Below are 12,644 nucleotides of genomic sequence, written 5' to 3'. Positions count from 1 at the left end.
AATTTCCCTTTCGTCGCAACTCCACGACACGCCATGCGACACAAAAAGAGCGTCGCTCACGATGTTGCGTTTTTCATACTCCCCGGAATGAAAAATTTCTCTTCTTGCATGAGAATCCGTAAGTTCGATGCATGAACCGTCAACTTTTACTGGGTGCCGAAGCCGCCGCGCTCGGCGCTCTCGACGCCGGAATATCGGGCGTCTACGCCTACCCCGGAACTCCTTCCACCGAAATAACCGAATACATCCGGAAAAACCGTGAAGCCGCTCTGCGCGGCGTGCGCTCCTCCTGGTCGGCAAACGAGAAAACCGCCTACGAGGCAGCGCTCGGCATGGCCTACGCCGGAAAACGAGCGCTCGTGGCCATGAAGCATGTCGGGCTCAACGTCGCAGCCGACGCCTTCATCAATTCCGCCATTACGGGCGTCAACGGCGGCCTGGTGCTCGCCGTCGCCGACGATCCGTCGATGCACTCTTCGCAGAACGAACAGGACAGCCGATTCTACGGCCGTTTCGCCATGGTGCCGGTACTCGAACCCGCATCGCAGCAGGAGCTTTACGACGCCGTGCGCTATGCCTTCGACCTTTCGGAATCGGTAAAACTTCCGGTGATGCTCCGCCTGACCACCCGGCTTGCCCATTCACGCGCCGGAGTCGTCCGGGCACCACTGCACGCCGAAAATCCGCTGCATGCTGTCCTCGAGCCGGAACGCTATGTGCTGATGCCGCAGAATGCCCGAAAACAGTACAACCTGCTGCTCGGCAAACAGGAAAACCTCGAACGGCTTTCCGAAGAGTCCCCGCTGAACCGCATGGTGCCTGGAACGTTCCCTGTCGGCGTACTGGCCTTCGGCATTGCCTGCAACTACGCCATGGAGGTACGCGAAACCTTCGGCCTCGACGTGCCGGTACTCAAGATCAGCCACTACCCGCCTCCCCGGAGACAGATCGCGGAGCTGTTCGAAAGCTGCGAAACTGTCCTGGTAGCCGAGGAGGGTTATCCGGTATACGAGGAACTGCTCAGGGGGTGGTTCAACGACCGGAACATCCGCGGACGCATGGACGGAACGCTGCCGCGCGCCGGCGAGCTCGATACCGTGCTCATGGCCAGAGCCCTCGGCGTCGCGCTGCCGGAACCGGCGCCGGTTCCGACGATCGTGGTGAACCGTCCACCGGAACTCTGCCGGGGATGCGGACACCGCGATCTCTTCGAAGCGCTGAACCGGGTCATGGAGAGCTTCGAAAACCGGCACGTCTTTTCCGACATCGGTTGTTATACGCTCGGAGCCCTGCCCCCCTTCAACGCCATCCATACCTGCGTCGATATGGGCGCTTCGATAACCATGGCCAAAGGCGCCGCTGACGGCGGCCTGCGCCCCGCTGTGTGCGTGATCGGCGACTCCACCTTCACCCACTCCGGCATGACCGGCCTGCTCGACGCCGTCAACGACCGCACGCCCGTTACGGTAATCATTGCCGATAACGACACCACGGCCATGACCGGCGGCCAGGAATCCGCCGCGACCGGCACCCGGCTTCACGCGCTCTGCCGGGGACTCGGCGTCGAGGAACAGCATATCAGAACGATCATCCCTCTGAAGCCGCATCTGGAGGAGAACATCGCCGTCCTGAGCCAGGAGATCGCCTACGACGGAGTGTCGGTGGTGCTTGCACGGAGGGAGTGCATCGAAAACGCAGCACGCAGAAAACGCAGTAAAAACCCGAACCCCGTCAATCAGTAAGCTAACATGCAGAACAACATCATACTGGCCGGAGTCGGGGGACAGGGCATTCTCAGCATCGCGGCGGTCATCGACCTTGCAGCCCTGCACTGCGATCTCCATATCCGCCAGGCCGAAGTGCACGGCATGAGCCAGAGGGGAGGGGCCGTTCAGTCGCACCTGCGGATTTCCGACCGTGAAATCCACGCCGATCTGATAGCCCTTGGCCGGGCCGACCTGGTCATCTCCGTCGAACCGCTTGAGGCGCTGCGCTATCTGCCGTTTCTCTCCCCCGAAGGACGCATGGTCACGGCAACAGAGCCCTTCGTCAACATGCCCGATTATCCGTCCCTCGACGCCCTCCTGACCGAACTGCGCCGGACCGGTTCGCCCCTGCTGGTCGATGCCGCCACCCTGGCCCGTGAAGCAGGCAGCCCGAGAACCTCGAACATGGTCATGCTGGGGGCTGCCGCCCCGTTCATCGCTCTCGATCCGTCACAGCTCGAAGCCGCCATCGGAAAGATCTTCGAAGCGAAAGGGGAGGATACGGTAGCCATGAACATCAGGGCCTTCCGCAAAGGACTTGCTTTATCTCAACCATAACCGAAAGTCAGATGATCTGGAACGAGCATCACGAATGCATGGAACGCGAAGAGCTCCGGAAACTTCAGGGTGAACGGATCAGGAGCATGGTGGAACGGGTCTATTTCAACGTTCCCTTCTACCGCCGCAAACTGCAGGACATGGGCATCGAACCCGGCGACATCCGCACGATCGACGACCTGCAGAAGCTGCCTTTCACCACCAAGCAGGACCTGCGCGACAACTATCCCTTCGGCCTCTTCGCCGTGCCGCAGCAGGAGATCGTCAGGCTGCACGCATCGAGCGGTACAACCGGAAAATCGACCGTGGTGGGCTACACCCATAACGACATCCTCATGTGGAGCGAAGTCGTAGCCCGCTCGCTTACCATGGCCGGAATCTCCGGATCGGACATCATGCAGGTGGCCTACGGATACGGCCTTTTTACCGGCGGCCTCGGCCTGCACTACGGCGCAGAAAAAATAGGAGCCTCGGTCATTCCCATCTCCGGCGGCAACACGAAAAAACAGCTGCAGCTCATGGTGGATTTCGGTTCGACGGCAATCGCCTGTACGCCCTCCTATGCGGCCTACCTCGGCGAAGCACTCACGGAGGAAAAGATCGACCGGAAAAACATAAAACTCAAGGCCGGTATTTTCGGCGCCGAACCCTGGACCGAAGAGATGCGCACGCAGATAGAGCAGCTCCTCGGCCTGAAGGCCTACGACATCTACGGCCTCAGCGAGGTGATCGGCCCCGGCGTATCGATGGAGTGCTGGTGCCAGAACGGCATGCACATTTTCGAAGACCATTTCATACCTGAAATCATCAATCCCGAAACCGGCGAACTCCTTCCGTACGGAGATCTCGGCGAACTGGTCTTTACCCCGGCAACAAAAGAGGCGATGCCGCTCATCCGTTACCGCACGCGCGACCTCACCCGCCTGCACGCCGAACCGTGCGAGTGCGGTCGCACGCTGGTACGCATGGAAAAATGCGTGGGCCGTTCGGACGACATGCTCATCATCCGGGGAGTCAACGTCTTCCCGTCGCAGATCGAGTCGGTTCTGCTGGAGATGAACGAAACCAAACCGCACTATCTTCTGGTGGTAGATCGCGAAAACAACCTCGACGTCCTTGAAATCCAGGTAGAGGTCGAAGAGCAGTTCTTCAGCGACGAGGTCAAGGAACTCGAGGGTCTACGCCGGCGCATCCACGCCAATATCGCCAGCCTGCTCGGGCTCAGCGCATCCATCAGGCTGGTCGAACCCGGCACGATCGAGCGGAGCATGGGCAAGGCACAGCGGGTTCTGGACAAACGCAAACTCACATAACCCCGAAGGAGGACGCCATGATCATCAAGCAGTTATCGGTCTTTCTCGAAAACCGGACAGGGCGGCTGACCGAACTGACCGGCATACTGGCCGAACACGACATCAACATATCGGCGTTCAGCATCGCCGATACCGCCGATTACGGCATTCTGCGCATGATCGTCGGAAAGCCCGAACAGGCCGCCGAAGTCCTGCGGAACCGCGGCTTCGCCGTCAAAATAACCGACGTGGTCGGCATGATCGTCCCTCACCGGCCGGGAGGCCTGCACAAGGCGCTGCAGATCATCTCCGGCAGCGACATCACCATCGACTACATGTACGCCTTCGCTTCAGGCGATTGCAAGGCGACGGTGGTCATCAGGGCGGACTCTCTGGAAAACATCATCCGCGTGCTTCAGGAGCACAAGCTCGAGCTGCTGCAGCAGGGCGACGTCTACCAGTTATAAGAGCAGGGACATAAAGGACGCAGGGGAGTAAAGGAAAAAGGAAAAAAAAACCAGCAATGCCAAGATTCTCACAATCAGTATCCTCGCTTCGCTCCTCGGCAATCAGGGAGCTTATGAGCCTCGCTTCGAGGCCCGACATCATCTCCTTCGCCGGAGGAATGCCGGGCAACGATCTCTTTCCGGTCGAAGAGGTCGAGGAGCTGTTCCGGAACCTCGACAGCCGGACCCGGCAGGCCGCATTCCAGTACGGGCCTACGCCCGGCCTTCCCTCCCTGCTCGAGTCGCTGGGCGGTTTTCTCGAAAAGAAAGGGCTTCCGGTAAAGAAGAACCGCCTGATGGTCACCACCGGATCGCAGCAGGCCCTGAACCTCCTGGCCAACGTATTTATCGATCCCGGCGACAGGGTGCTCGTCGAAAACCCCTGTTTCATCGGAGCGCTCTCCGCATTCCGCTCATGCAGGGCACAGATCAAAGGCATCGCCGTGGACAGCGAGGGTATCGACGCCGGAGAGCTCCTCTTGGAAACCGCAAAGAGCCCGAAAGCGAAGTTCCTCTACATCACGCCATACTTCCACAACCCCGCAGGCATCCTTTACAGCGAATCCCGAAAACTGGAACTGATCGGGGCCATCGAGGGAAAGGACATCCCGCTCATCGAGGACGACGCCTACGGCGACCTCTATTTTCACGAAAAGGAGAGGCCGCGCCTCAGGCCGCTGAAGGCTATCGACCCGGAGGGCATCGACATCTGCTATACCGGTTCGTTTTCGAAAATCCTCGGGCCGGGCCTGCGCCTCGGCTGGCTGCTCGCCCCGGAACCCATAGCCTCGAAATGCGAGCTGCTCAAGCAGTCCGCCGACGCCTGCTCGCCCAGTTTCACGCAGGTGCTTGCCGACGCGTTCATCCGGTCAGGAAAGATTTATGCCTACATCGAAAAGGTACGCCTCGAATACAAGACGAGGGCCCAGGCCATGAGCGCCGCCCTCCGGGAGCACCTGCCCGCTTATGTCAGCTGGAACGAGCCATCGGGGGGATTCTACATCTGGCTGAACCTGCCCGAAAGCGCCGACGCGTCGGAAATCATGAAAAAAAGCATCGAAGGGGGCGCGGTGTTCGTCGCGGGAAAAACCTTCGATCCCGACGGCACGAAAAACAACGCCCTGCGGCTTTCGTACTGCAACAACACCCCCGGGGAAATCCTCCGCGGCGTTCCGGTCGTGGCCGAAGCCATCAGGGCGCTATGCGGGTGAACCGTGCGGCCCACCGCCCACAATCTTACCCATACCTCTTCCTCAGCCCCAGCTTGTCGATGCGCGAGTAGAGGGTTTTCGGATGCATGCCGAGACGTTCGGCCGCACCTCCCGGGCCGCTCACGCGCCCTCCTGAACGCTGCAGCGCGTCGAGTATCAGCTCCCGTTCGAGCATCACCATCTCCGACTCGAAATCGCGCATGCTCCTGACCGGTCCGGCAGGCCCCGAAGCCGCCGGCGAAGCTTCGGGAGAGAGAATCGAGGAAAAGTCGAGCGAAGGCCCTTCGGAAACGATCACCGCCTGCTCCACAAGATGTGCGAGCTCCCGGATATTGCCTTTCCAGTCGCGGGCCTCGAGCCGCAGAAGATCGCTCTGGCGAAACGGCAGCTGAGGCCGGCCGAATTCGCGAGCGTAACGCACAGCGAAGTGCGCGGCAAGCAGGCCTATATCCTCCCTGCGCTCCCGCAGCGGGGGAATGGCGAGCGGAAACACGTTCAGTCTGAAGTAGAGGTCTTCGCGGAACCGGCCCGCAGCAACCTCCCGTTCGAGATCGCGGTTCGTGGCAGCGATCACCCTGGCGTCCACCGCAATGACCCGGCTGCCGCCGAGCCGCTCCAGCTCGCGCTCCTGAAGCACCCGGAGCAGCTTGGCCTGAAGCTCCAGCGGCAGCTCGCCGATCTCGTCGAGAAAAATCGTGCCGCCTGAGGCGAGTTCGAACTTGCCGATCCTGCGCTCCGTCGCGCCGGTAAAACTGCCCTTCTCGTGCCCGAACAGCTCCGACTCGATCAGCGCCGCAGGAAGCGCCGCGCAGTTCACCTTCACCATCATCCGTTCCCCGCGGGGAGAAAGATGGTGAATGGCCCGGGCAAACAGCTCCTTTCCGGTGCCGGTCTCCCCCTGGATCAGCACGGTCGCATCGGTAGGTGCCACCTGGCTCACCCTTCGCAGTACCGCCGAGAGCGGAGCGCTCCGGCCGATAATCTCCTCGAAATCGTGCACCCCTGCGATCTCCTCGATCAGCAGTGTCCGCTCCCCCTCGAGGCGGCGGCGCAGTTCGTCGATTTCTTCGTAGGCCAGATAGTTCTGCAACGCAAGCGAGAGCTGCGGCACGATCATGCCGACCGTCTGCAGATCGTGCTCGTCGAAAGCCCGAGAGGTATTGGATATGATCAGGCCCGCACGGCTCCCGGGCAGGTCCCAGAGCCCGGCGCTGATGACCGAACAGACGCCGAGCTTCTCGCGCACGAGCGCAACGAGCCGGTACTGCCGGGATAGCCGGTCGAAATCCTCCCCGGAATAACAGCCCGGATTGGTGATGAGCGCAAAGCTCTCTCGCGCGATCTCCCTGAAATCCGATACCCCGAAATGATCGTAGGAAAGCATGGGCGAAAATCCCCCGTCGGGCTCCCGCATGAAATTGTCGAACACCCGGTAGTCGCCATCGCTCCCCATGACCCGTATGCCGAGAAAGGTACACGGCACCAGGCGATCGATCTGCTCGCAGACGGCGAGCATCATACGGCTGCGATCCCTGATGGTCAGGAGCGCGTTGTTCACGGCAAGCTGCATGGCGGTCTCGGCTTCGCGCTGCCGGAGCTCCTCGTAGGCGAGAGCGTTGCTGACGGCGACGGCGATAGGCGAGGAGAGGGTGGAAAGCAGCTCCTTTTCACCCTCAGACCACTCTTTCTCCTGCTTCGACACGAAATTGAGGAACCCGATCACCTTGCCTCCGGAACGCAGCGGCGAAAGCACAACCTGGCGCATGCCGAGATCGTAGAGCATCCGGGGCACCGGAAAATCCGCCGGGTAGCGGTCGAGCTGTCGCTCGATGGGAATGACCGAAACGGCGGTGTCGCCGAGATGCGACTCGATCCATGAACCGGCCAGCGGCCGCTTTTTTCGCTGAATGGTATCGGGAAGCTCAAAGCGCAGCATCTCGAAAAACACGTTGAGATAGCGCCGGTCGCGGTCGAAGGTGATAATGACGGCCGAATCGAACTCGAAAACGAGGCGAAGCTTGTCGGTAACCGTACGAAACAGCTCCTGGGGTTCGCGTATCGAACCCACCGCATCGCTGATATACTGCATCAAGGAGCTGGCTTCGTGCATTGACTCAATCGGCATATCGGTATTCTGGTTAAGGAACAGTTTTTCCTGAAAAATGAGAATACAAGATACAGAATATTCCGAATTAATCAGAAAAACAACAGCCGGAGATCGCCAGGGGTTTTCGGCGGAAATCCGCGCCAGGCATGGACCCCGGGGGTTTTCGAGCCTGCAGCGCTTTTCCGGCACATGAATTGCATACTATCAACGCAGCCAGGCCGACACCGGCAATGCTCGCTGCACAACCATTTTGAAAAAAAGCACCGATGAAGAAGAAGCTGAAACGATATACCGGCATAGCCACAGCGGCACTGATGCTGGTCTTTCCGATCCGGCTTGAGGCAGCCGGGGATAGTGCGACCACGCCGCTCACGCTTGAAGAAACCATCAGGCTGGTCAGGGAGCACAACCCCGCACTGAAAGCCGCAGCTGAAGAGGTCAATGCCGCCGAGGCCCGCATCCGGCAACAGAAAAGCGCTTATTTTCCGCAGATAACGGCAAGCGCCGGATACCGCTATATCGACCCGGTCTCCGAAATGAGCTTCGGCGGGGGTGACCCGATCCAGTTCATGCCAAACGACAACTACGAGGCGAAAGTCACCGCCAAAGCGACCCTGCTGGATTTCGGCAAGCGGGGCAACCAGGTCGATATAGCCCGGTCAGGAAAAAATGCAGCGGGCCATTCGTTCGAAATCGCCCGGCGCGACATCTCCTACCGGACGGTGGAACTCTTTTACGGCATTCTCTTCCTCCGCGAAAGCATACGCGTCGAAGAGAAAGAGATCACCGCCCTCAGAAAGGCGTTCGACTATACGTCGAAACGCTATCAGGCAGGTACGGCAACCCGCTTCGATGTGCTTTCTACCGACGTACGCATTCAGGCGGCACGCTCGAAAAAGCTCGGTCTGGAACATCAGTTGCGCCGTCACGAGCTGACCCTGCGCCGACTGACAGGAGTGGCCGCAAACACGCCGCTCAACCTTAAAGGGAGCTTCTCGGTACATTCTGCCCGACCCGATGCGCCATCGCTCGTTGAAAGTGCGGTACGACAGCGTCCGGAACTGAAACTTGCCGGCGAATACGAACAGTCGGCCAGGCTCCGCCGCTCGCTCACCATGAAGGAGGGCCTGCCGATAGTGAGCGCAAGCGCTTCATGGGGCGTCACGAACGGCTACCAGCCGGATATCGACGAAATCCGGGAGAACGTGGCGGCCGGTATCCATGTAGAGCTGCCGATCTTTACCGGCTTCCGGACATCGGCCGAGCGACAGGAAGCGGCAGCCCTGCTTCGAGCTGCCTCCCAGCAGAGGCTCGACACCGAAGAACAGGTCAAGACCGATGTCGAGGAAACCCTGCACGCACTGGAAACCGCACGGGAGAAGATTCTGACAACCGAATCGCAGGTGCAGCAGGCAAAGCTGGCGGCCGAACATGCCCGGGCCCGGTATGAAAACGGCATGGCGACAACCCTCGACCTTCTCGATACCGAAGCGTCGCTTGCCCAGGCTGAACTTGCGCGCCTGCAGGCCGCATACGACTACGTGCTGAACAATTACACCCTTAAACGGGCAACCGGGGAGGTATTCTGGTAACATGCAGAAGAAACTGAAACAGATTATCTGCGCGGTCGATTTTTCACCGCACTCCGACGAGGTGGTAGCCTATGCCGCCGATCTTCAGCAGTGCGGAGCGAAACTCACCCTTCTGCACGTCGAACAGGGCGAAAACGATTCGCGATTCATGCTGAAAAAACATCTGCACGCATTCTCGCACTACAGCGATATCCTTGCCCGGCGCGGTAGCCGGGCGCTCTTCAGGGTGCAGTACGGGGAGCCTGCGGCGAAGATCCTCGCCTATGCCGAAGAGAACAATGCGGACCTGCTTCTGCTGGGCTCCCACGGGAGCATGGCATATACCCGACTGCTCATGGGCAGCACGGCTGAAAGTGTCATGCGCAGGTCCACCTGCCCGGTCGTCGTCTACAAATCGCCCGAAACGGGAAACTCCGCCAGAGAACGCGAGGACAGCGCACAGCTTCTTTCGAACAACAAGAAACAATCAGCCTGATGACAGAACAGGAAAAAAACACCGGAACAGCCGAAAAAACAGGAAATGACGGCATCAAGGCATCCAGCCCTCTGCGCCTGGTCATAATGGCCGTCGCCGTTATAGCGGGGCTCATATGGGGAGGAAGCAAAATCTGGCACTCTTTCCTCTACGTCGAAACCGACAATGCCCAGATCGAAGGGGACATCTACCCGGTCATCTCCCGCGTACCCGGCAGGGTGGATCGGGTTCTCTGCGCCGACAACCAGAAGGTGGCCAAGGGCGACACCCTGGTGCTGCTCGACCCGGTGGACTACGAGGTCCGGCGCGATATGGCCTCGGCCGCCCTCGAAAACGCCCGCGCATCCGTAGCTGCTGCCGGCGAAGCCGCGATTGCCGCCGCTGCGACCGGACAGAAGCTCAGCGCCGACCTCCGGCGCAGCGAAAACCTTCGCCGGCAGGATGTTATCTCGCCTTCGGAGTTCGATGCCGTAAAAGCCGGCGCACTCACCTCCTCGGCGCAGCATGCCGCAGCGGAAAGCCAGCGGAAGGCTGCGGGCGCCCAGCTGAAAATGCGCGAGGCCGAGTTGCGCAACGCCGAGCTGCAGCTCTCCTACACCGCCATTACCGCGTCGGCCGACGGACACGTCTCGAAGAAAAACGTCCAGCCCGGCCAGTATGTAGCCCCCGGTCAACAGCTGATCGCCCTGGTCGGAAGCCGCAAGCTCTGGGTTGTAGCGAACTTCAAGGAGACGCAGCTTGAAAACCTCAGGCCGGGGCAGGAGGTTTCCATCAGAGTCGATGCATACCCCGGAAAAGAGTTCAGGGGAAAGGTGGAATCGATCTCGTCAGGAACCGGCGCGCGCTTTGCACTGCTGCCTCCCGACAACGCCAGCGGCAACTTCGTCAAGGTCGCCCAGCGTGTGCCTGTCAGGATAGTCTTTACCGGAAAACCCGATAACGAGCACAAACTCGCGGCCGGAATGAACGTGGTCGTGGAGGTCAGGATAAAATGAGCGGTCAGGGAGCGACAGCCACACTGCAACCGACGCTGCACACCTACGAAACCGGCGCGCGGCGCATCATCATCACGCTCACGGTGATCGTTTCGGCCATGCTCGAGCTGATCGACACCACCATCGTGAACGTGGCCATCACGCAGATCAGCGGCAACCTCGGCGCCAGCATCGAGGACGTGGCCTGGGTGGTCACCAGCTACGCCATCGCCAACGTCATCGTCATTCCGCTCTCGGGCTTTCTCGGCAACCTGCTCGGCAGGCGCAACTACTATATCGGCTCTATTCTGCTCTTTACGGCAGCCTCCCTGCTCTGCGGTGTGGCCACCGATATCTGGACACTGGTATTTTTCCGCTTTCTGCAGGGCATCGGTGGCGGAGCGCTGCTCCCCACCTCCCAGGCCATTCTCTACGAAACCTATCCTCCCGAAGACCGCGGCAAGGCAACCGGAATCTTTTCCATGGGCCTCGTTCTCGGCCCGACCATCGGCCCGCTTCTCGGGGGCTATCTCGTCGACTATTTCAGCTGGGAGTGGTGCTTTTTCGTGAACATCCCGGTCGGCCTGCTCGCCGCCTGGTCGGCATTCTCGTTCATCAGGGAACCGAAAACCCGGCACAAGGTCACCAGTATCGACTGGACCGGCATAGGCCTTCTGGCCCTGGGCATCGGCTCGCTGCAGTTCATTCTCGAACGGGGCGAGTCGAAGGACTGGTTCGAAACGCCCTACATAACCTGGTTCACCATCATCGCGGTGGTTTCGCTGCTGGTCTTCGTCTGGTGGGAGCTGCGGGTCGAGGAACCCGCCGTCGACCTCAGCGTGCTCGGCCGGAGCCACAACCTGGCCATCGCCGCAGTGCTGACCTTCGTGGTAGGCTACGGACTGTACGGATCACTCTTCGTCTTTCCGGTGTTCGTGCAGCACCTGCTCGGCTTCTCGGCGCTCCTTACCGGTATGGTGCTCTTTCCGAGCGCCATGGTGACAGGCATGATCGCCCTTCCGCTCGGCATAGCCCTGCAGCGGGGGGCCTCGGCTAAAATACTCATGACGGTCGGCATGGCCGCATTCGCCCTTTTCTGCTGGGAACTCGGCCAGCAGACCATGCAGTCGGGTGCGGCGAACTTTTTCTGGATACTACTGCTGCGCGGCATCGCCCTCGGGTTCATCTTCATTCCCGTCACCATGCTCGCCGTCGCCGGCCTGCACGGCAAGGACATCGGACAGGCCACCGGCCTCAACAACATGGTGCGGCAGCTCGGAGGATCGTTCGGCATTGCGATCACCAACACCTATATCGTCAAGCGGGTAGCCGAACACCGCACCGAGCTCCTGAGCCACCTTTCGCCCTACGATCCGGCCGCCGTCGAACGCCTCAACGGCATCGCACAGGCGGCGCAGTCGCGCATGATTTCGCCGGCAGAGGCCCAGCAGGCATCACTCAAGGCGCTCGAAGGCACCCTCACCGCCCAGAGCTACCACCTCGCCTACATGGACGCCTTCATGCTGATCGCCCTGCTCTTCGCGCTCTCGATGCCGCTGCTCCTCTTTATCAAAATCAGAAAAGGTGACAAAGCCGACCTCTCGCAGGCACACTGATCTGAGGCCTCACTCGTCAGGTTCGAAATCCAGCACGATGGAATTCATGCAGAACCGTCTGCCTGTTGGTGGCGGACCATCCTCGAAAACATGGCCGAGATGCGAACCGCACCGGCCGCACAGCACTTCGCTGCGCTCCATGCCGTACGCCCTGTCGATACGATACTCCACACTGCCGGGCCGAACCGTCTCGAAAAAGCTCGGCCATCCGCATGAGCTGGCGAACTTGGCGTCGGAGCGAAACAGTGCGTTACCACACACGGCACAGTAGTAGGTACCGGTACCTTCGTAATCCCAGTATCTGCCGGTAAAGGCCCGTTCGGTACCCGCACGGCGGGCAACATCGTACACATCCGGAGGGAGCACCTTTTTCCAGACGGAATCGGGCAGATCGAGTTTTGCGCTATCGGTGCGGGAGTAATAGGGATTCGAAGAACCTTGCTGCTGCATGGTTAGTGGGTGATTGGGCTTTCCGGATGGTCCGGCGCAGGAAGCCGGGACGAAGGCCAGAATCAGTATTGCTGTAACGAAAAGGTGTTTCACCGCC

Annotated in this window: 11 protein-coding genes; 9 read left to right on the top strand and 2 right to left on the bottom strand. The window is 60.2% G+C overall.

Going from position 1 to position 12,644, the window contains the following annotated elements:
* Nucleotides 1-131 precede the first annotated feature (131 nt).
* From K9G39_RS01670 to K9G39_RS01650, 5 genes are read left to right on the top strand one after another with little or no spacing between them, the layout of a single operon-like run.
* Complete coding sequence (locus K9G39_RS01670; RefSeq protein ID WP_292003183.1) at nt 132-1,742, top strand: thiamine pyrophosphate-dependent enzyme; 1,611 nt, start codon at nt 132-134, stop codon at nt 1,740-1,742.
* Nucleotides 1,743-1,748: 6 nt separating this feature from the next.
* Entirely contained in the window at nt 1,749-2,324 is a 576-nt protein-coding gene (locus tag K9G39_RS01665) for an indolepyruvate oxidoreductase subunit beta (RefSeq protein ID WP_292003182.1), read from the top strand.
* An 11-nt stretch (nt 2,325-2,335) separates the two neighbouring features.
* Nucleotides 2,336-3,637: a phenylacetate--CoA ligase gene (locus K9G39_RS01660; RefSeq protein ID WP_292003181.1), complete on the top strand. Its 1,302-nt coding sequence runs from the start codon at nt 2,336-2,338 to the stop codon at nt 3,635-3,637.
* 17 nt (nt 3,638-3,654) lie between these two features.
* Nucleotides 3,655-4,083 carry an ACT domain-containing protein gene (locus K9G39_RS01655; RefSeq protein WP_292003180.1) on the top strand — a complete coding sequence of 143 codons (429 nt, stop codon included), beginning with the start codon at nt 3,655-3,657 and terminating at the stop codon, nt 4,081-4,083.
* 56 nt (nt 4,084-4,139) lie between these two features.
* Nucleotides 4,140-5,333 (top strand): PLP-dependent aminotransferase family protein, encoded by a 1,194-nt coding sequence (locus tag K9G39_RS01650; RefSeq protein ID WP_292003179.1) that lies wholly within the window; start codon nt 4,140-4,142, stop codon nt 5,331-5,333.
* 25 nt (nt 5,334-5,358) lie between these two features.
* Here the strand turns inward: K9G39_RS01650 and K9G39_RS01645 are convergent, their stop codons facing one another.
* Entirely contained in the window at nt 5,359-7,458 is a 2,100-nt protein-coding gene (locus K9G39_RS01645; RefSeq protein WP_292003178.1) for a sigma 54-interacting transcriptional regulator, read from the bottom strand.
* 248 nt (nt 7,459-7,706) lie between these two features.
* Here K9G39_RS01645 and K9G39_RS01640 point away from each other — a divergent pair, with 248 nt between their 5' ends.
* The 4 genes from K9G39_RS01640 to K9G39_RS01625 are packed head-to-tail and all read left to right on the top strand — an operon-like array spanning nt 7,707 to nt 12,097.
* Complete coding sequence (locus K9G39_RS01640; protein WP_292003177.1) at nt 7,707-9,032, top strand: TolC family protein; 1,326 nt, start codon at nt 7,707-7,709, stop codon at nt 9,030-9,032.
* A gap of 1 nt (nt 9,033) precedes the next feature.
* The gene (locus tag K9G39_RS01635) at nt 9,034-9,507 is read left to right on the top strand and encodes a universal stress protein (RefSeq protein ID WP_292003176.1); all 474 of its coding nucleotides are present in this window, start codon (nt 9,034-9,036) and stop codon (nt 9,505-9,507) included.
* Nucleotides 9,507-10,502, top strand: a complete 996-nt coding sequence (locus K9G39_RS01630; protein ID WP_292003175.1) for an HlyD family secretion protein — start codon at nt 9,507-9,509, stop codon at nt 10,500-10,502. Before K9G39_RS01635 ends, K9G39_RS01630 begins: the two co-directional genes overlap by 1 nt.
* Nucleotides 10,499-12,097, top strand: coding sequence for a DHA2 family efflux MFS transporter permease subunit (locus K9G39_RS01625; protein WP_292003174.1), 1,599 nt, complete (start codon nt 10,499-10,501; stop codon nt 12,095-12,097). Before K9G39_RS01630 ends, K9G39_RS01625 begins: the two co-directional genes overlap by 4 nt.
* A 9-nt stretch (nt 12,098-12,106) precedes the next feature.
* On the opposite strand, the gene msrB is transcribed toward K9G39_RS01625, so the two are convergent.
* Entirely contained in the window at nt 12,107-12,547 is a 441-nt protein-coding gene (msrB, locus tag K9G39_RS01620) for a peptide-methionine (R)-S-oxide reductase MsrB (protein ID WP_363319352.1), read from the bottom strand.
* Nucleotides 12,548-12,644: the final 97 nt, after the last annotated feature.

This window comes from Chlorobium sp. (genome assembly GCF_021740465.1).
GTDB lineage: Bacteria > Bacteroidota > Chlorobiia > Chlorobiales > Chlorobiaceae > Chlorobium.
The sequence above is the reverse complement of the archived record's forward strand: the minus strand, read 5'-3'. Positions and strand labels throughout refer to the sequence as shown.

What these genes read in the sequence shown, in the direction of transcription:
- K9G39_RS01670 (WP_292003183.1), top strand. Translation starts at nt 132, where the DNA reads ATGAACCGTCAACTTTTACTGGGTGCCGAAGCCGCCGCGCTCGGCGCT.
- K9G39_RS01665 (WP_292003182.1), top strand. Translation starts at nt 1,749, where the DNA reads ATGCAGAACAACATCATACTGGCCGGAGTCGGGGGACAGGGCATTCTC.
- K9G39_RS01660 (WP_292003181.1), top strand. Translation starts at nt 2,336, where the DNA reads ATGATCTGGAACGAGCATCACGAATGCATGGAACGCGAAGAGCTCCGG.
- K9G39_RS01655 (WP_292003180.1), top strand. Translation starts at nt 3,655, where the DNA reads ATGATCATCAAGCAGTTATCGGTCTTTCTCGAAAACCGGACAGGGCGG.
- K9G39_RS01650 (WP_292003179.1), top strand. Translation starts at nt 4,140, where the DNA reads ATGCCAAGATTCTCACAATCAGTATCCTCGCTTCGCTCCTCGGCAATC.
- K9G39_RS01645 (WP_292003178.1), bottom strand. Translation starts at nt 7,458, where the DNA reads ATGCCGATTGAGTCAATGCACGAAGCCAGCTCCTTGATGCAGTATATC.
- K9G39_RS01640 (WP_292003177.1), top strand. Translation starts at nt 7,707, where the DNA reads ATGAAGAAGAAGCTGAAACGATATACCGGCATAGCCACAGCGGCACTG.
- K9G39_RS01635 (WP_292003176.1), top strand. Translation starts at nt 9,034, where the DNA reads ATGCAGAAGAAACTGAAACAGATTATCTGCGCGGTCGATTTTTCACCG.
- K9G39_RS01630 (WP_292003175.1), top strand. Translation starts at nt 9,507, where the DNA reads ATGACAGAACAGGAAAAAAACACCGGAACAGCCGAAAAAACAGGAAAT.
- K9G39_RS01625 (WP_292003174.1), top strand. Translation starts at nt 10,499, where the DNA reads ATGAGCGGTCAGGGAGCGACAGCCACACTGCAACCGACGCTGCACACC.
- msrB (WP_363319352.1), bottom strand. Translation starts at nt 12,547, where the DNA reads ATGCAGCAGCAAGGTTCTTCGAATCCCTATTACTCCCGCACCGATAGC.